The organism is Maritalea porphyrae (assembly GCF_027213965.1).
GTDB classification, from domain to species: domain Bacteria; phylum Pseudomonadota; class Alphaproteobacteria; order Rhizobiales; family Devosiaceae; genus Maritalea; species Maritalea porphyrae_A.
Window position 1 is genome coordinate 1 of the sequence record NZ_JAPWGX010000006.1, and the last position, 25,130, is coordinate 25,130.

At 50.5% G+C, this 25,130-nt stretch carries 22 protein-coding genes; 5 read left to right on the top strand and 17 right to left on the bottom strand.

All coding sequences use genetic code 11. The features are described from left to right. Positions 1–478 precede the first annotated feature (478 nt). The 5 genes from O4H47_RS15820 to hmgA form a co-directional block, all read right to left on the bottom strand. Entirely contained in the window at positions 479–928 is a 450-nt protein-coding gene (locus tag O4H47_RS15820; RefSeq protein WP_269394989.1) for a hypothetical protein, read from the bottom strand. Beyond that, positions 925–1,929, bottom strand: coding sequence for an agmatine deiminase family protein (locus tag O4H47_RS15825; protein ID WP_269394990.1), 1,005 nt, complete (start codon positions 1,927–1,929; stop codon positions 925–927). The genes O4H47_RS15820 and O4H47_RS15825 overlap by 4 nt, the downstream gene beginning before the upstream one ends. 172 nt (positions 1,930–2,101) lie before the next feature. Beyond that, on the bottom strand, positions 2,102–2,761 hold the full coding sequence (maiA, locus tag O4H47_RS15830; RefSeq protein WP_269394991.1) for a maleylacetoacetate isomerase: 660 nt from the start codon (positions 2,759–2,761) through the stop codon (positions 2,102–2,104). Between the two features lie 18 nt (positions 2,762–2,779). Beyond that, entirely contained in the window at positions 2,780–3,793 is a 1,014-nt protein-coding gene (locus O4H47_RS15835; RefSeq protein WP_269394992.1) for a fumarylacetoacetate hydrolase family protein, read from the bottom strand. A gap of 3 nt (positions 3,794–3,796) precedes the next feature. Continuing rightward, positions 3,797–5,116, bottom strand: coding sequence for a homogentisate 1,2-dioxygenase (hmgA, locus tag O4H47_RS15840; protein WP_269394993.1), 1,320 nt, complete (start codon positions 5,114–5,116; stop codon positions 3,797–3,799). A 100-nt stretch (positions 5,117–5,216) separates the two neighbouring features. Between hmgA and O4H47_RS15845 the strand changes: the two genes are divergently transcribed. Both O4H47_RS15845 and O4H47_RS15850 read left to right on the top strand, forming a co-directional pair. Then, positions 5,217–5,675: a MarR family winged helix-turn-helix transcriptional regulator gene (locus O4H47_RS15845; RefSeq protein WP_269394994.1), complete on the top strand. Its 459-nt coding sequence runs from the start codon at positions 5,217–5,219 to the stop codon at positions 5,673–5,675. Positions 5,676–5,793: 118 nt separating this feature from the next. Further along, positions 5,794–7,152, top strand: coding sequence for a phosphomannomutase (locus O4H47_RS15850; RefSeq protein ID WP_269394995.1), 1,359 nt, complete (start codon positions 5,794–5,796; stop codon positions 7,150–7,152). A gap of 39 nt (positions 7,153–7,191) precedes the next feature. Here O4H47_RS15850 and O4H47_RS15855 read toward each other — a convergent pair whose 3' ends face one another. Next, positions 7,192–8,142, bottom strand: a complete 951-nt coding sequence (locus O4H47_RS15855) for an oxidoreductase (RefSeq protein WP_269394996.1) — start codon at positions 8,140–8,142, stop codon at positions 7,192–7,194. Positions 8,143–8,215: 73 nt separating this feature from the next. Further along, positions 8,216–8,881 carry a TetR/AcrR family transcriptional regulator gene (locus tag O4H47_RS15860; protein WP_269394997.1) on the bottom strand — a complete coding sequence of 222 codons (666 nt, stop codon included), beginning with the start codon at positions 8,879–8,881 and terminating at the stop codon, positions 8,216–8,218. A gap of 145 nt (positions 8,882–9,026) precedes the next feature. Here O4H47_RS15860 and O4H47_RS15865 point away from each other — a divergent pair, with 145 nt between their 5' ends. After that, positions 9,027–9,395, top strand: coding sequence for a nuclear transport factor 2 family protein (locus O4H47_RS15865; RefSeq protein ID WP_269394998.1), 369 nt, complete (start codon positions 9,027–9,029; stop codon positions 9,393–9,395). Here O4H47_RS15865 and O4H47_RS15870 read toward each other — a convergent pair. The 4 genes from O4H47_RS15870 to O4H47_RS15885 are packed head-to-tail and all read right to left on the bottom strand — an operon-like array spanning position 9,384 to position 12,827. Continuing rightward, positions 9,384–10,004: a GyrI-like domain-containing protein gene (locus tag O4H47_RS15870; protein WP_269394999.1), complete on the bottom strand. Its 621-nt coding sequence runs from the start codon at positions 10,002–10,004 to the stop codon at positions 9,384–9,386. The genes O4H47_RS15865 and O4H47_RS15870 overlap by 12 nt on opposite strands. A 28-nt stretch (positions 10,005–10,032) precedes the next feature. Then, entirely contained in the window at positions 10,033–10,224 is a 192-nt protein-coding gene (locus tag O4H47_RS15875; protein WP_269395000.1) for a DUF2783 domain-containing protein, read from the bottom strand. Positions 10,225–10,232: 8 nt separating this feature from the next. Next, the gene (locus tag O4H47_RS15880; protein WP_269395001.1) at positions 10,233–11,843 is read right to left on the bottom strand and encodes an FAD-dependent oxidoreductase; all 1,611 of its coding nucleotides are present in this window, start codon (positions 11,841–11,843) and stop codon (positions 10,233–10,235) included. Between the two features lie 33 nt (positions 11,844–11,876). Further along, positions 11,877–12,827, bottom strand: coding sequence for an MBL fold metallo-hydrolase (locus O4H47_RS15885; RefSeq protein WP_269395002.1), 951 nt, complete (start codon positions 12,825–12,827; stop codon positions 11,877–11,879). Between the two features lie 250 nt (positions 12,828–13,077). On the opposite strand from O4H47_RS15885, the gene O4H47_RS15890 reads away from it, so the two are divergent. Beyond that, the gene (locus O4H47_RS15890) at positions 13,078–14,304 is read left to right on the top strand and encodes an APC family permease (RefSeq protein WP_269395003.1); all 1,227 of its coding nucleotides are present in this window, start codon (positions 13,078–13,080) and stop codon (positions 14,302–14,304) included. Here the strand turns inward: O4H47_RS15890 and O4H47_RS15895 are convergent. The 5 genes from O4H47_RS15895 to O4H47_RS15915 form a co-directional block, all read right to left on the bottom strand. Beyond that, entirely contained in the window at positions 14,301–15,101 is an 801-nt protein-coding gene (locus tag O4H47_RS15895) for a 3-hydroxybutyrate dehydrogenase (protein WP_269395004.1), read from the bottom strand. The genes O4H47_RS15890 and O4H47_RS15895 overlap by 4 nt on opposite strands. A gap of 15 nt (positions 15,102–15,116) precedes the next feature. After that, on the bottom strand, positions 15,117–16,484 hold the full coding sequence (locus tag O4H47_RS15900; RefSeq protein ID WP_269395005.1) for a TRAP transporter large permease: 1,368 nt from the start codon (positions 16,482–16,484) through the stop codon (positions 15,117–15,119). 2 nt (positions 16,485–16,486) lie between these two features. Further along, positions 16,487–17,095 carry a TRAP transporter small permease subunit gene (locus O4H47_RS15905; RefSeq protein WP_269395006.1) on the bottom strand — a complete coding sequence of 203 codons (609 nt, stop codon included), beginning with the start codon at positions 17,093–17,095 and terminating at the stop codon, positions 16,487–16,489. Between the two features lie 69 nt (positions 17,096–17,164). After that, the gene (locus O4H47_RS15910) at positions 17,165–18,241 is read right to left on the bottom strand and encodes a TRAP transporter substrate-binding protein (protein ID WP_269395007.1); all 1,077 of its coding nucleotides are present in this window, start codon (positions 18,239–18,241) and stop codon (positions 17,165–17,167) included. 262 nt (positions 18,242–18,503) lie between these two features. Beyond that, positions 18,504–19,916, bottom strand: a complete 1,413-nt coding sequence (locus O4H47_RS15915; RefSeq protein ID WP_269395008.1) for a sigma-54 interaction domain-containing protein — start codon at positions 19,914–19,916, stop codon at positions 18,504–18,506. Between the two features lie 235 nt (positions 19,917–20,151). Here O4H47_RS15915 and O4H47_RS15920 point away from each other — a divergent pair, with 235 nt between their 5' ends. Beyond that, a complete protein-coding gene (locus O4H47_RS15920) occupies positions 20,152–22,560 on the top strand; it encodes a methyl-accepting chemotaxis protein (RefSeq protein ID WP_269395009.1) in 2,409 nt (802 codons plus the stop codon). A gap of 66 nt (positions 22,561–22,626) precedes the next feature. On the opposite strand, the gene hrpB is transcribed toward O4H47_RS15920, so the two are convergent. Continuing rightward, complete coding sequence (gene hrpB, locus O4H47_RS15925) at positions 22,627–25,089, bottom strand: ATP-dependent helicase HrpB (protein WP_269395010.1); 2,463 nt, start codon at positions 25,087–25,089, stop codon at positions 22,627–22,629. Positions 25,090–25,130: the final 41 nt, after the last annotated feature.

Genomic DNA, 25,130 nt, shown 5'->3' on the forward strand with positions numbered 1-25,130 from the left:
CTTTATGAGGGTTTTGCGTGCCGCCGTCGCAGCCTTTCGGCTGCTCGACTGGCCCCCGGGTCTTTCACGCCGCCGTCGGCCCTTTCAGGGCTTTCCCCGGCACCCCCGCCTGTTGGTGCATTACACCCGTGTTGGGATGATTGCAGTTGACCCCGGATCAAGTCCGGGGTGGTGCGGTTGGGTTGGACAATTACGCCTTCCGTCTCGCACCGTCCCGCACTTGATGCGGGACCTACTCACTTTCAACACACCGCCGGATCATCCACCAACAACCAAACAAACTCCACACGACCCCAACAACGCGTCCGCTGTCCGCAGGGTCTTCAAGAAAGCTGCGATCATTATAGGGTGAGTGGAAATGTGCGGGGATAAGATTTTTAGAAACGGCCGCTCCGAGCCCAAAGTAGACATGGAAAAATTTCACAACACAGAATTAGGGGCTAAATCAAATGAGCGCATTTTCCGAAAGTTTTGTTCTTTAAAGGCATGGGATTACGTTGGTGCAATATTGCGCCTTAAACCCGCTGAGCAAGCGCTTGGTTTCCAATGTACTGCCAGTAGGTGCAATTTCGGAACACATGTATTCTGAGTGGGGCAACAAAGCCTGGACAAATGTGTCCTCCCAACCCGGTTCAACTTCCAGCATTTGCTCCGCTGAGTAAAGGAGATGGTCAACGAATGCTGCATATGCGCCAGCGTTGTTGCTCGACAACAGCTGGCATGCTGCAGTTGGACTGGCGAAATCTGGCGAGGTGCTGGCCAATGCCAAATGTGAGCGATATGCATCGCGCGCAGATTGTGTACGTTGCTGCAAGTCAGTGGCATCCAACTGAACTTTAACGCCAATCAATGCCGCAAGGGCCACCAATGCGGTTATGGCCGCCGCGCCTGCTTCAATTAGGTTTGCGTGTCTAGAGAACCAGTTCATAGAGCTGGCATTTGTTGAGTTGCACAATGAATACCACCACCGACCTCACCAAGGGCGTCCACATTTAGGGTGATCACTTCTCGGTTGGGATAGTGATTTTTCAGCGTCTCAACGGCAATATCATCTGTTTCTTTGTCACCAAATTGCGCTGCAATCACACCGCCATTGCAAACATAATAATTCGCATAAGACGCTACAAAGTCGATGCTATTGACCCGCCGCTTTTTGGGTTCTGGAATAATTGTTACATCCAGCTTGGCGGCAACCAAACGGTCATGCGTGTCTAATGCGGCGAGGTGAAATGGATCTGTCAAATCAGGATCGTCCGGCAAATTTATGAGAACTCTGCCTGGGCCAGTAAAGCGGGCCAGACTGTCGATGTGGTAATCGGTGATATCCTGATCCCAAACACCGGGCGACCAAATCATGCGCTGTGCGCCGTAAGCGGCGAGCAATTTTTGCTCAATATATTCTCGGGACTTGCCAGCATTGCGATTCTCGTTCACCCACGAACTTTCATGCGCCATCAACAGTCCATGACCATCATGTTCGACACCACCGGCTTCGCCTTGCAATCCGCTTGCGACTAAGGGGATGCCCAGCTTTTCTGCGATGCGTTTTGCCACCAACCCATCGTGTTTGTGCACCTGTTTTGCGCCCCAACCATTAAACTGGAGATGTGAAATGGCGAGCTTCCCATTCGCTTGTTTTGCAAAAAGAGGCCCTGAGTCACGGCACCACAAATCCTCAGTGGGAATATCCCAAAGTTCAATGGCCTCAGAAAGGTAGCGCCTTGCATTGGCGTGATCTTTTTTCGCAGCGAGCATAACCACCGGTTCAAACTCGACGATTGTGTTGGCAATGTCGGCAATGGTGTTCTGCAAGAGATCAAGAAATGCTTTTTCCGGATGAACTTCTCGGTTTACCGGCCACTGCATAAATGTGCGTTCGTGCAGGCTTTCTTCTGGTGGCACCAGCAAACCAGCTTGATTTTCAGCCATTGCATGACCTCCCAACAGACCGGCTGCACAAAACGCGGCGCCGGTCATCAATACCTCTCGTCTGATCATTGCAGCTTCCCTTTTGATGCTTATCGGCCTCAGTCTAGCATAACTCCTATCAAAAAATGGGGCCAATGTATCCCGATTTAGGCACTCCAAAGCCCTTCCAGCTTCACCCCTTTGGCGCGAACATATCCGGGTGGGCAGCCTGAAACGCGGGATGCTGCTTGCAGTTTTCTTCGATGGCGAGAATGCGTTCGCAAGTCGACAAGTCAACGTCCCAACGCCGCGCATTATAGAGCTGCGGCATCAAGCACGTATCGGCCATGGTTGGACTGTCGCCAAAGGAAAACTTAGAGTCTGATTGTTGGAGCAGCATGCCTTCATAGGCGTGCAAGCCTTGGCCGATGAAGTGGTGAAACCAATCGCGCACCGCGTCTTTGCCAACACCGAATGTCTTGGTGATATGCTGGGTCACACCCAAATTACACACGGGGTGAATATCCATCGCAATAGCGTGGCTTAGTGCCCGCACACGCTGACGATCCAGCGCATTTCCTGGCATCAGCCCCTGATCTGGGTGCATTTCGGCCAAATATTCGATAATCGCAACGGATTGGGTGAGCAACATACCGTCAAGTTCGATGGTCGGCACCAAACCCTGCGGGTTGAGCAGGTGATAAGATTCACCCTTATGCGCCCCCTCAAGCAAGTTTACATCAACCACTTCATACTCAACACCACACAAGGCCAAAGCAATGCGCACCCGATAGGCCGCAGAAGAGCGCCAATAATTGTATAAAATCACGTCAGACAAAAGTGTCTCCGACATATTGGCGCTCCAAGTATTTTAGCCGAATTTGACGATTTGCTGATCAATAGCACCAAAGATTGTGCTGCCATCATCGTTGAGCATTTCAATGCGCACTTGGTCACCGAACTTCATAAATTCAGTTTTTGGCGCGCCATCGTTGATGGTTTCAATCATACGGATTTCCGCAATGCACGAATAGCCCAAGCCGCCATCACGCACGGGCTTGCCCGGTGTGCCGTCTTTATCTTTGTTCGACACGGTGCCGGACCCGATGATCGCTCCAGCGGCAACGTGGCGCGTTTTGGCCGCATGCGACACGATTTTGGGGAAATTGAACGTCATATCAACGCCCGCATTGGCCTTGCCGAAAGCATCGCCATTATAATGCACCAACATATCGCGATGCACTTTGCCGTCGGCCCAATGATCGCCCAACTCGTCTGGGGTCACCGCAACGGGTGCAAACGCTGTTGCGCCTTTACTTTGGAAAAACCCAAAGCCTTTTGCCAGTTCCCCGGGGATCAAAGCGCGATAGCTCACATCATTGAGCAACACGATCAATTTGATTTTGTCAGCGGCAGCCTCAGGCGAAATACCCATCGGCAAATCATCACAGATCACGCCGATTTCCGCTTCCATATCGATGCCCCAACTCTCGGAGCCAACTTCAACATTCTGGTTTGCGCCAAGCATTGCGTCTGGTGCGCCCATATACATCAAGGGGTCTTCCCAAAAACTTGCGGGCAAATCTGCGCCGCGTGCTTTGCGCACCAATTCAACATGGTTCACATAAGCCGACCCATCCGCCCACTGGCTTGGGTTTGGTAATGGTGCCATGGCTTTGGTTGCATCAAACGCATCGCCAACACTGGCGTCAGCATTGATCTTATCAGAAAGGGCTTGAAGACCTGCTTCAACGCCGGCCCAATTATCAATCGCATCGCGCATGGTTTTGGCCACATCTTGTGCGCTCAAATAGCGCGTCAAATCACGGCTTACCACCACCAATTCGCCATAACGCGATTGGTTTGAAAGAGTTGCAAGTTTCATAGATCAGTCCCACTTTCCTTCTGGGGTGCCATCAAAATGGCTCTTCAAATCAGCCCAGCAATCAATGTAATTGTCTTGTGTCGTTTCTAGCGTCGCCGCATATTCCGTCAACAGCTGAGGGAAGCGGGTTTCGAACATAAACGCCATCGTATTGTCGAGTTTTTGCGGTTTCAAGTCAGCGGTTGAGGCTTTGTGAAAACCACCAGCATCCGGCCCATGCGGCAACATCATATTGTGCAAGCTCATGCCGCCGGGCACAAAGCCCTCTTCTTTCGCGTCATATTGACCGTGAATAAGGCCCATGAATTCGCTCATAATATTGCGGTGATACCAAGGGGGGCGGAACGTATGTTCAGCCACCAACCAGCGCGGCGGGAAGATCACAAAATCAATGTTCGCCGTACCGTCTTCCCCCGAAGGCGCAGTCAATACCGTGAAAATTGAAGGATCAGGATGGTCAAACAAGATCGACCCAACTGGCGAATAGGTCGCCAGGTCGTATTTATATGGCGTGTAATTGCCGTGCCAGGCCACAACGTCGAGTGGCGAATGGGGGATTTCAGTTTCGTAAAACTTTCCGCACCACTTCACAATCACCCGACAAGGTGTGTCTTTTTCTTCATATGCAGCCACCGGTGTTTTAAAATCACGCGGGTTGGCCAAACAGTTCGCCCCAATTGGGCCGCGATCTGGCAGGGTGAATTTCGCGCCATAGTTTTCACACATATAACCGCGCGATGGCCCCTCAACACTGACCTTAAACACCATGCCGCGCGGGATCACCACAATCTCGCCCGGCGCCACGTCAAACTTTCCCATTTCGGTGAAAATGTGCAGGCTACCAATTTCTGGCACCAGCAATAATTCAGCATCTGCATTGAAGAAATGGTCGTCTTCCATCGAGGCGTTAAACGCATAAACGTGGCTCGCCATCCCCACTTGGGTGAAAACGTCCCCCGCCGTCGTAATGGTTTTAACCCCGGCTAAGAAATCTGTTCTTTCTTCAGGCATGGGAATGGGGTCCCAGCGGGTTTGCCCGATCGGCATTTCCCCATTCATCTGGTGGGGCGCAGTTTTCCAAAGCGGCAGATCAAACGGCTTAAACCGCGTGGTGTGCCTTACGCTTGGGCGAATGCGATACAGCCACGAGCGCTCATTTGTGCCGCGCGGCGCGGTAAATGGCGAACCAGACAATTGCTCTGCATAAAGCCCATAAGCGCATTTCTGCGGGCTATTTTGCCCCTGCGGCAACGCGCCGGGCAAGGCTTCGGTTTCAAAGTCATTGCCGAAACCGGGCATATATTGAAGATCGTTTTTGCTCATAATGGCACCGTTGGACCCTATCTATCTTTTCCAAAGGCAAAATTGTGGTTGCACATGTAACCATCTATTATGTAACTATCAAACGAGGGAGAATTATACAATGGACGATTCAAACATCAAAAATGCCGACATCCTCGCTTTAGAGAAGTTTTTGCCCTACCGGCTCAACCAAGCCTCGGAAAAGGTCAGCCAAAAGTTTGCACAAGAATACAAAAAACGCTATGGGCTGACCCGCCCCGAATGGCGAACCTTTGCGACCATCGGCCAATTTGGCACCATCACTGCCCGCGAAATCTGCAATCATTCTCCCATGCACAAAACCAAGGTTTCGCGTGCTGTATTCGCCCTTGAAAAACGGCGCTGGGTCAAACGCACACAAGACCCAACAGACCGCCGCCTAGAACACCTTGAACTAACAACCACCGGGCAAGCCACCTACAAAGACTTAGTGAACGTTGCCAACGTTTTTGAAGAGAAATTCATCCAATCAATCGGAGATCAAGACGCACAACTTTTACTGCGCGCACTCGATGCGATTGAGCGACGGTTTGAGGCCTAGAACTTGCTATAATTGTCGATTGCACATATTTGACAAACATTCGTCCATTGCCACCAGTTTCGATTAACGAAATTGGGGTAAAAGTAGCCCGTCCATTGAATAAGTTGAGTGAGCAACTATGTCCAACTCCCCGTTTAAAGCCTATGACGTCCGTGGCTTAATTCCAGACCAAATGAACGTGCCGTTCGCCTATCGTTTCGGTCAAGCCGTTGCCCATTTGCTCAAAGCAAACTCGGTTGTTGTTGGGCATGACATGCGTTTGGACAGTGCACCATTTGCCGATGCAATTTCACAAGGCTTAATGGACAGCGGCGTCAATGTGCTCCCGGTTGGCCAATGTGGAACCGAAGAAGTGTATTTTCACACAGACACATCCGGTGCAGATGGTGGTTTGATGGTAACCGCCAGTCACAACCCGCAAAATTATAATGGCATCAAAATGGTGCTTAAAGGCGCGCATGCGGCCACAAGGGATAACGCACTTGGTCCGCTTGAAGAACTTGTGATGAGCGATACCCCGTTCACCCCGGTTTCATACGAAAACCGCGGCAAAAAATTGCCCCAGTTGGACCGCGCGCCCTATATCCAGCGTTTGCTTAATCAGGTTGATGGCGTTGCGCTCAAACCGCTAAAAATCGTTTGTCACGCGGGCAATGGTTGCGCGGGCTCAATTATTGATTTGCTTGAAGAGCATTTGCCCTTCACCTTCATCAAGGTAGACCATGAAGCCGATGGCAATTTGCCCAATGGCATTCCAAACCCATTATTGCCCGAAAAGCGCGCAAAAGCTGCCAACGCCGTAAAAGAACATGGCGCCGACCTCGGCATCGCATGGGACGGGGACTTTGACCGCTGTTTCTTTTACGATCACACCGGGGAATTCGTTGAAGGCTATTACCTTGTTGGGCTAATCGCTCAAACGCTATTGCACAACAATCCTGGCGGCAAAATCGTCTACGATCCGCGCCTAACCTGGAACACCATCGATGTGGTTCAAGCAGCGGGCGGTGTGCCCATCATTTCAAAAACTGGGCACGCCTTCTTTAAGCAAATCATGCGCGAAGAAAACGCAATCTATGGTGGCGAAATGAGTGCCCACCACTATTTTGATGACTTCAGCTTTTGTGACACGGGCATGGTGCCTTGGTTGGCCATTGTCTCCGAAATCTCAACAAGTGGCAAAAGCCTAAAAGAAATGGTTGAAGAGCGGATCGCAAAATTCCCCTGCTCTGGCGAAATCAACTTCACCGTAAATGATGCGCCTTCAATCTTGGCCGAAATCGAGAAAACATATGCTCCCAACGCGCTAAAGGTCGAGCATATCGATGGGGTGAGCATTGAGTTTGATGATTGGCGTTTTAACGTTCGCTCCTCCAACACAGAGCCTTTGTTGCGCATCAATGTTGAGGCACGTGGGGACAAAGCCTTGGTCGACCAAAAGGTTGTCGAACTCTCAAAACTCATCAACGCCAGCTAAGCTAAATCGGAGCGGTGGCACCCCACCGCTCCATTTGTTTTAGATCGCCCACTTCGCGCCGGTTAGCTCTTCAGAAACGGTCCAAAGTTTTGCAGCGGCGTCCATATCTTGACCGTGCGGCGCAATGGGGAAAATCCCCACGGGACCGCCTAACCCACCCCGTTTGACCGGGCCATAAAAAGTGACCGGTTGTGCCTCTTTGTCAGCCGCGGCCAAGACCAAAGACTTTGCGCCATGCGAAGGCGGATGCGAAAAGAACCGTCCAAACACCACCATCATCCACTTTTCGATACCGCCCGGCCCGGTGCGCTGCAAATTGGTATCTGCATATCCCGGATGCACCACATAGGCGTTAACCGCACTGTCCGCAGTTTTTAAACGCCTTTGCAGCTCATGAACAAACAACATATTCGCCAGCTTGCTTTGCCCGTAGCTTGCGGTGGAGCTGTAACCATGATCAAAGTTCAAATCTTCAAACTTGATCCGCTTTAATCCCCACATATGCGCAATCGAAGAAACTGCAATAATCCGACCTTGTGCTTTCTCGACCAACGGATAGAGCAATTGCGCAAACAAGAAATGGCCCAAATGATTGACCCCAAACTGGGTTTCAAAACCATCTTCAGTAAGTGTTTTTGTCGGGATCATCATCAAGCCCGCATTGTTCAAAAGCACATCTAACTTTTCATGATTGGCAATAAACAGATCAGCTGCGCTGCGCACGCTATCAAGCCGAGCAAGATCCATCAAAATATAGTCAATCGACCCTTTGTCGTTGGTGTGTTTTGCAATCTCTGCAACTGCTTCTTTTGCCTTTTGCTCGTTGCGGCAGAATATGGTGACCTGAGCGCCCTTACCCACCAACACTTTCGCTGCTTCAAATCCAATACCAGAGTTGCCGCCGGTGATAACAACCACTTTGTTGCTCATGTCCGGGGTGCGACTATAATCCCATCCCTGATTGCCAAATGGCATATTGCTTTTGCTCATGCTTACTCCAAAAATGATTGATTAGTCAGTCAACAGCGAACAGCACTTTGTGCCGCTGATGCTTTTTAGTTAGTTATCGTTTGATTATGCCGTTCCAGAAAACGTCGAAACCCGTTTGCAAATGGGCATTGCGATCCGCTTTTGTAAGCCCTTCGCTCCACAATAAATATTCAACGATTGCTTGGCCTTGCCGAAACATCAATTCTGCGATCAATTCAGGCGCCAAAGGCTGCAAGCGACCATCTTCAACCCCTTGGGTAAAAAGCGTCATCATATCTTCGTAGGGCGCACCAATAGCATCCAGTTCGCTTTTGCCAATGCGCTCAGACACACGAATTTGTTCCATCAGATAGAACCGTGTCCAATTCGCCATGCCCCATCGCAGGCCATTATACCAAAGCAGCTCAAGCTGATCCCGCAAGTCAGCATTTGGGTCAAACCCAACCGAAGCTTTGCTGATCATTTCGCGCTTAAGATAAACCAAAACCTCGCGGATAAGGGCCTCTTTTGACGCAAAGTGATTAAACAAAGTCCCCGTTGCCACGCCCGCGTGTTTAGCGATTGAGGCGGTAGAAGTGTTCCAGAACCCATTGGCCCCAAAAAGCTCAATCGCGGCTTCCAACAACTTCTCGCGTTTATTCACAGCCCCATTGGCGTGGCTATTGTTTTTACCGTGCCCCCCAGCGCTGTTGGTTGAACGTGACTCGGCGGGTGAGAACACAATAACATTTGTCGGCATTTTCTTTTCCATGCCAGCCATGTAGGTATGACTGACTAATTAGTCAATCACACCTCATCGAACTCGCTTTTGCTAAAAAACGAACAGTGCCGTTTTCGCCAAAAGATCAATTGGCACACACTCAAGAGCCTGCTAAAGAAAAAACATGTCGATGAGAATGCACCAAACACTATTAGACCTAGAACGCGCAATTCTTGCGCCCAACAATCGTGCCAACACGGATTTTCTGATGAATATGCTGACATCAGATTTTCTAGAAGTCGGCGCCTCTGGCACCCGCTACACCCGAGCAAACATCATCGAGCATTTGCGCGAAAAGCCGGGTTTTGATGGCCCAAGATCTATTGAAAACTTCTTCGCAAAACAATTGAGCGAAGACACCTGGATCGTGAATTATCGCATTCCGGAAACCTCAACCCAGCGCACCTCGATTTGGCAAAAGCGCGGCGGTGAATGGAAAATGCGTTTCCACCAAGGCACTGTAGAGCAAAAAAACAAAGCCCTATCGCACTAGCTCTCTAACAGGCTGTCGAACAATAGTTTTGCGCTTTTCCGGCGCTGTTCGTTTGGGATCACCTAAATAGATTTCATGATAATGACCGTGAGCTTCTAGTTCCTGCGCGGGCAAATAGTCGTGATAAAGCCGGTCCAATGTGGGACGCACCTCTTCGTTCGGACCAATATGCATGATTTGAACACAAAGACCCTCTTCAAATCTTTCCATACGCATGCCCTTTGGTGGGCGCTGACCTCGCTGTTCAGCCACTTTTTTCAACGAAAGGGCAAACGCGTCTTCTTCAAGCCAATCAGGCAGCGGAATCATCAACCGCCACTTCAGTCTATCGCGGTTCCCTTCGATCAAATCCTTCATATCGTCAGCCCACCAAAGTGTTTCCAGCGGCGGTTCAATAAAGTCTTTGCCCATGACTATTTTTGCCTCTTTGCGGATAGGTTGAATGGCCGCAAAAAGCCACTTTAATCCCGCTTCATATTCACCAGCAGTCGGATCGCCTGCCCCATCCAGCATCGCAAAAGGCAAGTTTGGCACAAGCACCTGAGAAAACTCATCGCTTGGCGGTTGATAGAGCTCTTTTAGTCTGAGTTTGAGGTCTTCAAATGCCATGTCTGGTCCCTCTTAACTGCGCGGCGAATTAGCCCCCCGGATGCGCCGCAGCTTCCATCGCCGCTCTTAGCACATCCCGGTCGCCTATATGATTGGCCAACAATAGGATCAACCGCGCATTGATGTCTTGGCTTTCTTTCGGGGTTTTGTCTTCATGCAACGCCAGCAGGTCAGCATAAAAATCATCCGCTTTTGCAATATTTGGCTTAGTGTTGAGCATCTTCTTCCCTACCCGCGTCCGGTTGCACGTGCCACTGCAGCGCGCACTTTTGTTTCATCAAACGCGCACCAACGCGCCGCCACATGTTGATCAGGTCGCATCAGATAAACAGCTGACGGCTGCGCGCCCAAATAACGCTCTGCAAACGCCTTATCGGCGTGTTTTGACGTATCGATCTTTAAGGTTTCAACCCCAATACCACACACATCCAACATCTCAGGTACATCACAATTGATCGCCAACAATTGGAACCTATTGCCCAACTGATCACCCAACCATCCGCCTTCTAAGGGCGCATCCACATAGGGCGCGCCAGGCCGCGTGCCAACCGGCAATGCTTCGTCATCATCCCCATTCAGCGGTGACCCATCATAAATTGCTGGCACCGACAAACGACCTGAATTGACCAAGGGGCGTGCAAATTCATAATGCTCCGCCAAATCTAAAACCGCATTGCGGAATGCGCGGCTCACATCAGATTTTGGCGTAATGAAGTCGGTTGACCGGGTGGAGTTGAGAATATTCTCATCCGCACCATAAACCCGTTCCCAGTTATAACTGTCCAACAAGCTTTCAGGCGCATGCCCGTCCATCACCAATTTGAGCTTCCAGCACAGATTATCTGTGTCCTGCAAACCGGAGTTTGCACCACGTGCCCCAAAAGGCGAAACTTGGTGCGCGGCGTCACCCGCAAAGATGACATGTCCATGGCGGAATTGTTCCATCCGGCGACACTGGAAGGTATAGATCGACACCCACTCAATCTCAAACTTAGCGTCTTCGCCAAGCATGGCTTTTAGGCGCGGGATCACATTTTCCTCGCGCTTTTCTTTTTCTTTGTCGATGTTCCAGCCAAGCTGCAAATCGATCCGCCACACATTATCCGGCTGAGAATGCAGCAGTGCCGATTGTCCTCGGTTGAACGGGGGATCAAACCAGAACCAACGCTCCACCGGAAAATCCGCTTCCATGATCACATCAGCGATCAAGAAATTATCTTCAAACACCCGCCCGTCAAAATCTAGGTTGAGCATCTGCCGGATCGGCGAAGCAGCCCCGTCACAAACAATCAGCCAGTCTGTATCGAGCTGGTAAGGACCGTCAGGCGTTTCAATTGAAATTCTTGCACCATCTTCTTGTTGGTCCACATGGGTGACTTTGTTACGCCCTCGAATTTCAATGGGTTTGCCTTCACGTTGCAATTCAAACGCCCGCTCCACCAAATATTGCTCGAAATAATATTGCTGCAGATTAATGAAGGCGGGGCGCTTATGCCCGCCCTCTGGCAACAGGTCAAAATCATAGACTTGGCGTTCATCAAAGAACACTTTGCCCAAGTTCCACAAAACACCCTTGTCGACAAATTCGTCACCACAGCCAAGCCGGTCCAAAATCTCCAATGGCCGCTTCGCATAGCATACGGCCCGCGAACCCCAGCTTACCTTGTCGTTGTCGTCAACAACAACAACCGGAACGTCTTGCATGGCCAAATCAATGGCAGCACCTAAACCGATCGGCCCCGCACCAACAACAACGACCGGATGCCGAACAACCTCGCCGGCATCCTGATCCACACTACGTTTATATGGATAAAGCGGTGTTTCAAAAATTTTGGTCATTCTTCCTCCCCAAAAGAACGATTGCGTCTGTTCTTAGCCCTGCAACTGGTTCCACATGTCAATGTCACGCTCAGCGGTCCAAATGCGCGGTGTATCAATATCCAACGCCTCGTCGTATGCACGCGACACATTGAACGGAAGGCAATGCTCATAAATCGCATAGTCGCCAAACTTAGGATCGCACGCCGCTCGAACTGCATCCCAAGCTTCTTTGAGCGAACCACCGCGCAAGGCAACGCGCGCTGCAGGCAGATAGGTTGAGCGTACAAAATCGGACGTATTATCAAGCGCTGCATTCACAAGCTTCTTGCCCACCAGCGCATCACCGCGCCCGGGTGCAATCGCATCAACGTCAAAAGAGCGGATCGCTTCAATCGTGTTGGTCCAATCGTGGAAATGTCCATCACCGCAATAACAAGCTGAATGATATTCAACAATATCGCCGGTAAACATCACATTCTCGTCGCCCACATAAGCAACAATATCGCCCGCCGTGTGCGCACGACCCAAATGCATCAGGTCGACCCGACGCTTGCCCAAATAAATCGACATGCGCTTGTTAAAAGTTGTGGTTGGCCAGGTGAGGCCAGGAATACTTTCATGTCCCTGAAACAAGCGTGGGAACCGACCAAATTCGCTATCCCAATCTTCTTGCCCACGCTCTGCAACCATCGAGCGCGCTTTTTCAGACATCACCACTTGGCCCGCGCCATAGGCTGAAGCCCCCAAAACACGCACCGCATGATAGTGAGTTAGAACCACATGTGAAATCGGCTTATCGGTGACGCTGCGCACCTTTTCGACCACCATGTTGGCAAGCCGAGGCGTTGCCTGCGCGTCAATAATCATCACGCTATCGTCGCCAATAACAACCCCCGTATTCGGATCGCCCTCAGCGGTAAATGCGTACAGATCACGCCCAACCTCAGTAAACGAGATCTTTTTGTCCGCCATATCTCCAGTAGATGCGAATGCTTTTGCCATGTGTTTTCTCCTCGCACAAATGAGCTCTTGCCAATTACAAATCATCAGGCGCTTCAGGCACCCCCAATTTGCAACCGTCAAGCGATCATCCCCTATTCGCTCAAATTTAAGTCGCGCCCAGATTAGTTTCAATCGTAACTATGTCAAGTGCAACTTGTTCACCTTTCGGCATCCATTTGCAATTTGAGGTGAATCAAAACCACTATGGTTGATACTGTTAAGCTGGGGCAGACAAATAGGGGAATTTGAAATGTCAGAGCAATCAACCACACTAAAACGCACGCTGACATTGCCATTGCTGATTTTTTACGGCGTTGGCGTCACTATTGGTGCAGGCATTTTTGCGCTTATTGGCGAGACGATATCGATCGCAGGCAACAAAGCCCCAATCGGGTTCGTTTTAGCGGGCATTATCGCAGCAGCCACCGGCCTATCCTACGCCAAATTGGCAGCGGTTTATCCCCGCGCCGCTGGTGAAGCCGTTTTTGTAAACATCGGCATGGGGCAAAATTGGGGGCGCTTGGTCGGCATTGGCGTCACCATCACCGCCATTGTTTCAAGCGCCGTCATTGCCATTGCATTTGCAGGATATTTGGGTCAACTGATCCCACTGCCCGCGCCAATTTTGGTCATTGGCATTGTTGCCCTATTAACATTGATCGCCTGTTTGGGCGTCACACAAAGTGTAATTTTTGCAGCCATTATTACAGCGATCGAACTTGGCGCCCTCATTCTGATTGTGTGGTTTGGCGCTAACAGTTTGACCGTACCCAGCAATTGGGTTGATGCTTTTGCGCCACCGTCCAGCTTTGAAATATGGCCCGCAATTTTCTCCGCAGCCCTGCTCGCTTTTTTTGCTTTTGTCGGATTTGAAGATATTGAAAACATGGCAGAAGAAACCATAAATCCGCACATCAATGTACCACTCGCCATCATCGCCACTTTGATCATCACGGTCATCATTTACGCACTTGTGGCGCTTGTTGCGGTGTCCGCTCCTGATCCGACCGCCATCGCTCACTCCAAAGCACCTTTGGCCACCTTGTACGCGCAACTTACCGGGGGCAGTGGCGAGTTGATTGCGGCGGCGGCAACCATTGCCATGGTCAATGGTATTTTGGTGCAAATCATTATGGGTGCGCGGGTGATATTTGGCATGAGCAAAGAGGGCATGCTCCCGCAAGGCTTGTCCCATGTGCACCCAAAACTAAAAACCCCAATTCGCGCAACCATTGGTGTCGCCGTATTAATTACCGTTCTGGCGCTAACGTTCCCACTTGGCGGTTTGGCCCGCACCACCGCCGCCGTCATTCTAACGGTTTTTACCTTGGTCAATATATCCCTTTGGCGCATCGGCAACCGAAAACAAGCAGACCCAAGCCTGCAACGTTGGAAATATCTTGGTTTGCTTGGGGCGGCCCTATCTGCTGGGTTGTTGATCATTGAATTGATCAATCAAATTTCAACCCTGTTCTAACCCGCTGTCCAGCCCCCATCTATTGACAAAGATGTACCCGTGATTGAGCGCGCAAGGTCGCCACAAAGGAAACCGGCAAGTTCTGCAACCTCTTCAATCTGCACAAATTTTTTGGTGGGCTGAGGTTGCAACATGATGTTTTGGATAACATCTTGCTCACTCATACCATGCACTTTGCACTGGTCTGCCAATTGCTGTTCAACCAATGGGGTCCAAACATATCCCGGGCAGATTGCATTGCAGGTGATGCCGTGTTCAGCATGTTCCAACGCCGTTGCTTTGGTTAGTCCCAATATCCCATGTTTTGCTGCCACATAAGCCGACTTGAAAGGCGAAGCCACCAGCCCGTGGGCCGAAGCAACATTGATGATGCGCCCCCAGTTGCGAGACTGCATGGCGGGCAAAACACGCTTGGTCAGATAAAACGCAGAAGAAAGGTTGATGTTTAATATTTGCTGCCACTTTTCGTCCGGAAAATCTGCGATCGCTTGCACATGCTGAATGCCCACATTGTTGACCAAAATGTCCACGGCACCAATTGCCCCGAGCAAATCGTCAAAGGATGAATGATCCGACATATCCGCGGGGGCAAAAACCATTTCTGGACCTTCAAGTGTGTTCACTTGCTCAAGCACAGCCGCCACCTGAGCAGGGCTTTCATGGCTATTTATCACCACGTCAGCACCCAGCGTTTTTAAGCGCGTGGCAACACCAAGGCCAATGCCGCTCGTGCCACCGGTTATCAGCGCGCGCTTGCCCCTTAGCCCGCTGTACCCATCCAACATAGAAACTGTCATCGTTTTTTTCCGCCGCTAATTTGCATATGCAATTGAAGGCAACCACGTCACCAGATCTTTAAACACAAAGACAAGCACAAGCCCCAGCAATTGCAAACCAATAAACGGCAACACACCTGCATAAATGTGACGAACACTAATGCCGGCAGGCGCTGTTCCCTTTAAATAGAACAAAGCAAAGCCAACCGGTGGGGTGAGAAAAGACGTCTGCAGGCACACGGCAAACATTACGGTGAACCACACCAAATCAAAACCCAAACCAGCCACCACCGGACCGACGAGCGGCAAAATGATCAGGGTGATCTCAATCCAATCCAAAAAGAAGCCCAGCAAAAAGGTGAAAAAGAGAATGGTGATAATGATCCCCGTTGGCCCAAAGGGAAGCGAAAGCAAAGCGCCCTCAATCAACTCATCTCCGCCAAAACCACGGAACACGAGCGAGAACGCAGTCGCCCCCAAAAAGATAGCAAAAATAAACGCTGTGGTTTTGGTGGTTTCGCGGCACACCTCCATCAAAACCTTGTAGTTCAATTTGCCCGCAAATAGCGCCAACAAAAGCGCGCCAAATGCGCCAACGCCAGATGCTTCGGTTGGCGTGGCGATGCCCGCAAAAATTGAGCCGAGAACCGCAAGGATAAGCCCTGCAGGCGGCAGTACCGCCACAAACACACGCCACACCATCTTGCCCGAAATCGGCTCCACATCCTTTGGCGCAGGTGCAACACTTGGAAACAAGTTCGCCACCACCAAGATGTAAATGATATAGATTGAACCCAGCAAAATACCTGGGATCAATGCGCCCAAAAACAAATCGCCCACCGAAATTGCCAACCGGTCTGCCATCAACACAAGCATGATGGATGGTGGGATAAGAATGCCCAAAGTGCCCACCGAACAAACAACGCCAGAGGCAAAAGACTTTGAATAGTTCGCTTGCATCATCACCGGCAATCCAAGAACCGACAACAGCACAACAGAGGCACCAATAATCCCCGTCGATGCCGCCAACAAGATACCGATCAGCGCAACGGTTACCGCCAACCCGCCTCTTACCCGGCCGAAAAGCTTGGCAAAATCCGTAAGCAATTTGGACGCCAAACCTGAGCGGTCAAGCATCAACCCCATGAATACAAACATAGGCAAAGCAACCAGCACCCAATTGTGCATCACGTCCCAAATCCGGTCGACTGTTGCAGAACTGTAGGCCCAATCGACATAGAAAAAACTATTGGCCAATACATTCGTAAAGGCCCCCAAATACCAACCCAGCGCGGTAAATGCGACGGCTAAGCCACCCAAAATCCAAGCAACGGGAAAGCCTGTGAACAGCAAAAGAATAAAGGAGGCAAACATCGAAATGCAGATAATTTCATTGATTTCCATGATCATCGCCCTCCATCTTGAGGCGGTAGCGTTTCACCGCCTCCGGTCAAAAAGGCAACCGCCCGACTGAGCCGCGACAGAGCCGCAAACAGCAGCAAAACGAAGCCGATGATGAGGAAAGACTTGATGGCCCACACAGCGGGCAGCCCACCGGGCGACCCTGAGACCTCATTAATCGACAATGAGTAGGTGAAAAACGGCACAGCGTAGATAATTACAAACACCAAAAATGGGATCAGCAGCAAAATAATACCCAACGTTTCGACCCATGTTTTGACCTTTTTGGAGAATACCTCAGCAATCACATCAACCCGAATATGATCGTCTGTGGTCAGGCAATAGGAAAGCCCGACCAAGAACCCAACTGCATAAAAATGCCATTGGATTTCTTCAAACTCAATGCGCCCTTTGCCAAAGACATAGCGCGACACAACATTGATCACGATGGTGGCCAACAGCAACAGCCAAACCCAGCTGACACCATGGCCGATCGCACGCAAGGCGCGATCGGTAATTCTTGAAAAAGCCGTTGTTGGCAAAAACTCGCCATAGGCATGGCCCGGCTCTTCGAGCATATGTTCTGGATGGTCCAGATCTTTTTTAATTGTCATTTACATATCTGCTCGAACAGCAGACCTCCCCACAACCCAACGACCAACTGTTTTTAAGAACGCGTGCGCTTAAAAATCGCGTGGTAGGTACGCGAGGCTTTTCCAATTCTTGTAGTCCGCAGAGAAAGCTTCTTGAGACTCATAGATGGTCTTGAAGTGCTCGTCATTTGCCGCTTCTTCTTCCAACACTTCTTGCGTAATCACCTGCAACTCGCGCAGCAATTCTTCGGGCAATGTGTTGGCGGTCACGCCTTTTTCAGGGAAACCAGCAATCACGGCGCCTTGAATGGCCTCACCTTTTGAAAGGTTGCGAATTACACCAGCAGTACAAGCCATATCGATCAACGCTTTGCGATCGCTTGGCAATCCGGCCCAAAGCTCGGCGTTCACAACCAAATGGAAGGCTGTGTAAGTTTGGTGCCAACCGGGGAAATAGTTGTTTTTGATGATCTTATCAAAACCCAGCAATTGGTCGATCGCGGGCATGGAGAACTCGGTCGCATCAATGGCACCTTTTTCCAACGCGGGGAAAATCTCACCACCGGGCAACACCGTTACAGACGCACCAAGTTTTTGCATCACTTTGCCGCCAAGACCCGCAAAGCGGATTTTCAGCCCATCAATATCTTCAAGTGATTTGATTTCATTACGGAACCAACCAGCAGTTTCGGGGCCAATAATACCGCACAAAATTGGATGCACGTCGTGCTCAGCATAAACGGCTTCAGCCAACGCCTGCCCACCACCTTCATACCACCAAGCTGTATATTCCCAAGGCTCCATGCCGAACGGACGCGCCGCAAGCAAAGGGGCAGATGGAATGCGGCCCTGATCATAACCAAGCCAAGTGTAACCGGCTTGCATTTTGCCGTCTTTCACCGCTTCAGTGATCGACAAGGGTGCCACCAATTTGCCAGGTTCAAACACTTTGAACTGCACTTCGCCCGCTGTTGCCGCATCAAGTGCTTCAGCCACATAATTGATATTGTCGCCAAGCGCTGGCAAATGTGTACCAAACGCCACCGGCACACGCCAACGCAGCGGCTCACCAGCTTGGGTTGGCAGAACAGCTGTTGACATTGCCAATGCAGCCAAGGCAGGTGCAGCGATTTTTTGCGCAACACTTTTGAAATTAGAACGATCCATTTATTCCTCCCTTTAATGGAAATGACCGCACGCTGTTAAATTTCGCGTGCGCGATCCACACCATTTCATTGCAATGGCCGTGCCAACAATTCCGAAAAGGGATTAGTGTAATTATTTCAGCAAGTTATACCAATGATGGGACAAGGTTATGTCGCTTGAAAAATGTGTTGTTCTCACACAAAATGGATAAAAACTAGGCTCAACTATTTGAAATGAATGAGAAAACGCGCATCGTCTGAAAAACATACAATTATGTTTGACTTTACGACAAATCATAGAGTTTGAGCTTATCGTAAAGCTGAGAACGCGAAATGCCCAACCGCTTGGCGGCCTTGCCCTTGTGCCCAGCGCATATGCGCAACGCATCTCCTATTGCCCGCCGCTCAAGCTGTGCAATTTGCAATGGTAGATTATCCGCTGCGTCCATGCCCGGCTCTTGATAAGGTGCTTTGCTCGGCGACGAAACATCATCAGCGGGCAGTATTTCCTCAAATGCGTCAGCCCCCAGAACCTGGGCTTTGGACAAAACACAAGCCCGCTCGATCGCATTGCGCAATTCGCGCACGTTGCCCGGCCAATCATAGCGCATCAGATGTTGCACCCCACTGTCCGCCATCAGGCGCAATGGCTCACTGGCGCGCTGCGCAAATTCTTCAAGGAAATAGTCGCACAACACCGGCACATCTTCGATGCGTTGTCGCAAAGGCGGAATATCAATCTTGAGCACATTCAACCGATAATAAAAATCTCGCCGGAAGGTGCCCTTTTTCACCATGCTCTCTAGATCAAGCGAAGTCGCAGCCACAATGCGCACATCAACGGGCTGGATGATGTTTGATCCAACAGGTTCAAATTCTTTTTCTTCCAGAACGCGCAACAGTTTGGCCTGCAAGGCCAAGGGCATGTCCCCCACTTCATCCAAAAATAGGGTGCCATGCCGCGCTAATGCCAATTTGCCTTCTGGTTGACGATCACTGGCCCCAGTGTAAGCTCCCGGCGCCACCCCAAAAAACTCAGCCTCCAGCAAAGCCTCAGGAATTGCTGCCACATTAAGCGCCACAAATGGGCCAGAGCGCCGAGCCGACGCATTGTGAATGGCATGGGCAAACAGCTCCTTGCCGGTGCCCGTTTCCCCCCGCAAAAGCACCGGGCTATCATGTTGCGCCACCGCGCGGGTTTGCTCTTTCACCTTATCGATTTTTGGCGACCGATTGATAATGCTCGCAACGCTATATTTGGCTTGGCGGGCTTGAGCCAATTTTTGCTCAGCTAAACTCAAGCGTTTGCCCAAGATTTCAAACTTCTTCATCAACGGAGCCAAGGGACCAACTTTGTCGAACAGCACGAATCCAATGGCACCCGCAACAACGCCCGCGCTGTCTTTTAATGGAAACCGACTGACCACAAATTGTTGATCATCAAAATTCATAATGTCGATTAAAATCGAGTTTCCTGTGCGCACCACTTCCTTTAATCGGCTCTCAGGAATAAGCTCTTCAATATCGCGCCCGCGCGGATCTATCCCCTTAGGGATACCCAACATTTTATGGTAATTATTGTTGATCCAAATGATATGCCCCAGCGCATCAATTGCAATGGCCCCGTCGCCCATTTCTCTTAAAAGGCTTTGCAACATTTGCGGGCTAAACGGGATATCACCGAAATCATTTTTCATTTTGCAACTACAACCAGTTTTTGAGTTGATCGCATTGTAGGGACACCATCAACAGGCGCAACCTGCACATTTGCCGATTTTCGCCTTTAACAATAGGTTAGGTATTAATCCGTATAAAAAAGCAATATTTAGTATTTTTCTTTGCCAGAGCTGTTTGGCGCATTCGACAATAATAGAAACAAAAACATTTTTTTGCTCAAACTGTCATCTGGCCATTTCTGAAAATGGTGCAAGTATGTTTCAATCAATTAAAGACTTAAGCCTCTCTACAAAACTACCCATTGCTTTTGCTGGCATCTCGCTCTCAGCCGTATTGATTATGGGTGGCATTAGCTTGTCCACCGCATCCTCCGCGCTGATGGACACGACTACCAACAAGCTTGAGACCATTGCAAAAAGCCGCGCCAATACCCTTGAAAACTATCTGTATGACTTGGAGGACGATCTAAGACTGTTCTCCAGCAATCCACAGACGGCAACCGCTCTGGCCGAGTTTACCGCGAACTATGCAGAGTTAGGGTCAAGCGCAAATGCCACACTAAAAAGGGCTTATATAACAGACAACAAGAACAAAGTTGGCGAAAAGCATTTACTTGATCAAGCGCCGACAAAAACATCATACGATACGACCCATGGCCAATTTCATCCTGTCTTCAGAGAGTTATTGGAGACCAAAGGCTACTACGACATCTTTCTTTTCGACATGAATGGCGAGCTAGTATACTCCGTATTTAAGGAAGCCGACTTTGCGACGAATTTTTCCAATAGCGGCGACGAGTGGAAGAATACAGATTTGGGCAAGGCTTTTAGAGCTGCGCTAAAGCAAGCACCCAACACAATCAACTTCTTTGACTTCAAACCCTACTCCCCAAGCTTTGATGCGCCTGCGGCCTTTATGTCTTCACCGGTTTACATGGACGAAAAACAAATCGGGGTTGCAGCAATGCAAATGCCTATAGGGCGCATTAACCACATTATGAATGAGAAAACAGGTCTTGGCGAAACCGGTGAAACCATAATTGTTGGTGAAGATTATCTGCTTAGAAATAACAGCAGCTTTACACCCGAAAATGATATTCTAACTACTTCAAACGAAAGCGAATCCGCCAAAGCGGGTCTTGCTGGAAACACTTTTGTCGGCGACTGGAAAAACCAACTGGGCGTGGACACCCGGGTAGCGGCAACGCCGATCGAGTTTGGCACCACCAAGTGGGCCGTTATTGCCATGCAAGGCACACAAGAGGCAAGCATGGGCATTGTCGCCTTACGCAACTTCATGTTGATGTCCGGACTAATCCTAATGCTCATTACAACAGGGCTAGCCATTGCAATATCGCGCTCAATCACCAATCCAATTGCCAGACTTACGACAGCTATGCGCTCTCTTGCGCGAAACGAATTAGAGACAGAGGTCCCACAAACTGATCGTGCAGACGAAATTGGCAAAATGGCAAATGCTGTTCTGGTGTTTAAGGACAATGCAATCAAAATGGAGGCCAACGCTGCCCAGGAGGTTGAAGCTGAAAATTTGCGCAAGCTTGAACGAGCGTCAATGATGCAAGAACTACAAGCCGCCTTTGGTAATGTTGTCAGTGCGGCAAGCGCAGGTATTTTCGATAAGCGGGTCAGCGCAGAATTCCCCGATGAGGAACTCAACCATCTCGCACAGGGCGTAAACGACCTTGTTGCTACAGTTGACCGAGGCTTGAACGAAACGGGCGAAGTTCTTGCAGCGCTTTCAAAAGCAGACCTTTCAAAGCGGGTTACAGGACAATATGAAGGCGCATTTCATAAACTGAAATCCAACACCAATGACGTTGCTGAAAAACTTTGTGAAATTGTTGGCCAATTGCGCGTAACTTCGCGGGGTCTAAAAGCTGCGACATCCGAAATCCTAACCGGGTCCAATGATCTCGCTGATCGCACAACCCGCCAAGCTTCCGCAATCGAACAAACCTCCGCGGCGATGGAACAGCTCTCAACGGCGGTGGACGAAAACGCCCGCCGCTCCGAGGATGCAAAACAAAAAACTGCGCTGACCGCCACAATTGCGACAAGCAGCGGCCAGGTCATGGAAAACGCAACCAACGCAATGGAACGCATCGCCTCTTCATCGGCCAAAATTTCAAATATTATCGGCATGATCGATGACATTGCTTTCCAAACCAATTTGCTGGCGTTAAACGCCTCCGTCGAGGCTGCCCGGGCAGGCGAAGCAGGCAAAGGCTTTGCCGTTGTTGCGGTTGAAGTGCGTCGGCTGGCACAGTCCGCAGCTGAAGCGTCGTCAGACGTTAAAGCACTGATTGAACAGAGTTCATCAGAGGTAGACAATGGAACACAACTCGTTGCCGACGCATCTAAAAAAATAGAAGAAATGCTAGCGGCGGTGCAAGAAAACCGTGACTTGGTCGTGGAGATTTCAATAGCAAGCCGAAGCCAAGCCTCTTCAATTGACGAGGTCTCTTCAGCGATCCGGCAAATGGATGAAATGACCCAACACAATGCCGCACTGGTGGAAGAAACCAACACGGCAATCGAACAAACTGAAGAGCAAGCAATCGCTCTTGATCAAATAGTTGAGATTTTCATTTTAGAAGAACAGCACACAAGTCCAGATGCAGTTGATATCAAGCTGGCGAGCTAAGCCACCTTTCAATAATCCGATGGGCCCCGATCAAATGCACAGGGCTCCGCTCAAACGCAAACGCCTCTAACTCCCCCGTGGCTTCGCGCGCGAGGTCGCTTTTGCTGCGGCAGGATTATCCGGCCAGAAATGACGCGGGTATCGCCCTTTTAGATCTTTGGCCACATCGGCCCATGAGCCCTGCCAAAATCCGGGCAAATCTTGGGTCATCTGTATAGGGCGGTGCGCGGGCGACAACAGTATGACCAACAATCGAATTTTACCCTCAGCAACGCTTGGATGCTTGGAAAGACCAAATAATTCTTGCACCCGCACCTCAATCGCAGGGGCGGTTTCGTGCGCGTAGTTGATCGCAATGCGAGACCCCGTGGGCACCTCAAAATGAGTGGGCAACAACTCATCCATCTGGTTTCTCATGCCCCACGGCAACAAAGCCAACAACGCACTGTCCAAAACTTGCGGGGAGATTTTGGCAATGGCTGTTTCCCCAAAAAGGTATGGCTGCAACCAGCTTGCAACATCTTTTTGCAAAGCCAAGTCACTAAGATCGGGCCAAGGCGCACCAAGCGTTTGATGCAAATAATTCGCTCGCGCTCGAATGGCCAATTGTGACTTTGTCCATGGCAAAACATTTAGCCCCAACGCCTTTATCGCCGTGCAAAGAACGGCTGCTGCAGCATCTTGATCTTCAATTTTGGCAGGCGCTTCGGCCAACACAACCTGCTTGAGCGCCCGCACACGGCGCGCGCGAACGCTGCGGGATTGAGTGTCAAACTCTAAGCGGGTTTCTTCAACTATATGAGCCGAAAAACTCTCTTCAATCTCTACAAGATCAATTCCTGCAGCCGCGCGAATGCGCCCATTTGCAGCTTGTCCGGTAATATCAGTGACCACCAAAAACTTTTGCTGCGCGAGCGGGTTAGTTGCAGGCAATGAAGCTGCGCGCCCATTTGCTAGCCGAAAACGTCCGGGGCGACCAGCGGCCTGCGCGATGCGATCCGGATAAGCATAAGCGATCAATTGTCCAACGCTCGTTTCACGCGTTTGCTTGCCGCCTTCGCCAACCTCTTTCGCCCATCGCTTTGACAAAGACTTCGCGTCCGTCGCCCGGGGGCTCCGATCTGACAAAAAAATGCGCAAACGCTCTTCGATATCAATCGCATCGCCACCAAGTCCATGTTCCGAAACAAGCGCTGCAATGTCAGCGGCCAGCTGGGCGTTGCCACAGGTTTTGCCTTGATGCACCATATGCGCAAGGCGCGGGTGGAGGGGCAACCCCACCAAAGCACGGCCATGATCAGTGATCTGTCCACGCTCGTCCAGCGCATCCAAATCCTTTAGCAGCGCAACAGCTTCTGCCCATGCAGGCGCAGGCGGCTGATCAACAAATTGCATTTGATTTGGGTCGGTGACGCCCCAACTAGCAAGATTGAGCACCAAACCAGTTAAGTCGGCGGCCAAAATTTCTGGCGTATCAAATGCGGCTTGTGCTGCATTTTGGCCTTTGCTCCAAAGGCGATAACAAACGCCGTCTTGGGTTCGTCCGGCCCGCCCTTGCCTTTGGGTGGCAGCCGCTTGCGAAATCGTGCGGGTCTCAAGCCGTGTTAAAGCGGTCGCTGGCTCATAAACCGGCACCCGCGCCAAGCCGCTATCAACAACAATGCGAATACCTTCAATGGTCAAAGAAGTTTGCGCAATTGATGTCGCAATTACAATTTTACGTCGCCCCTCAACGGCGGGTGCGATCGCCCGATCTTGCTGCTCAGGTGTTAATCGTCCATAGAGCGGCGCAATGTCTATAGTGTCAGAGACCGCTGAAGAAAGCCGCTCAGCAACCCGGCGAATTTCGGCTTGGCCGGGCAAAAACACCAAGATCGAGCCATGCTCTTCTTGTAGTGCGTTCAACACCGTTAACACCACATGGTCTTCAACAAACACATTTGGCTTTGGCGGCACATAGTGCGTTTCAACAGGGAATGCGCGCCCCTCGCTGACAATAAGCGGTGCATCTGCCAACAGCTTAGACATTTGCGCGCTATCAAGTGTTGCCGACATAATGAGAATGCGCAATTTAGGTCGCAAGATGGCAGTATCTAGCGCCAAAGCCAGTCCAAGATCGCCGTCAAGGCTGCGTTCATGGAACTCATCAAAAATCACCGCCGCAACTCCATTGAGTTCGGGGTCATCAAGGATCATGCGGGTAAAAACCCCTTCGGTGACCACTTCTATGCGCGTCTTTGCACTCACGCGCGTATCTAGCCGCACGCGGTAGCCAACAGTTTCGCCAACTTTTTCGCCCAGCGATTGCGCCATACGATGCGCTGCGGCTCTAGCGGCAATTCGTCGAGGTTCGAGCATTATGATACGCCCATCGTTGCGCCATTCAGCATCGAGCAAAGCAAGCGGCACACGCGTGGTTTTACCAGCACCTGGCGCTGCAACCAAAATAGCGAAAGCCTGCTCATTCAACGTTGTGGAAAGTTGGTCCAGCACATCATCGATGGGCAGGGAGGAGAGAACCTTTTTCATTCACTCTTCATATTGGAAATCGTGCGCGCTGCAAAGCAAAG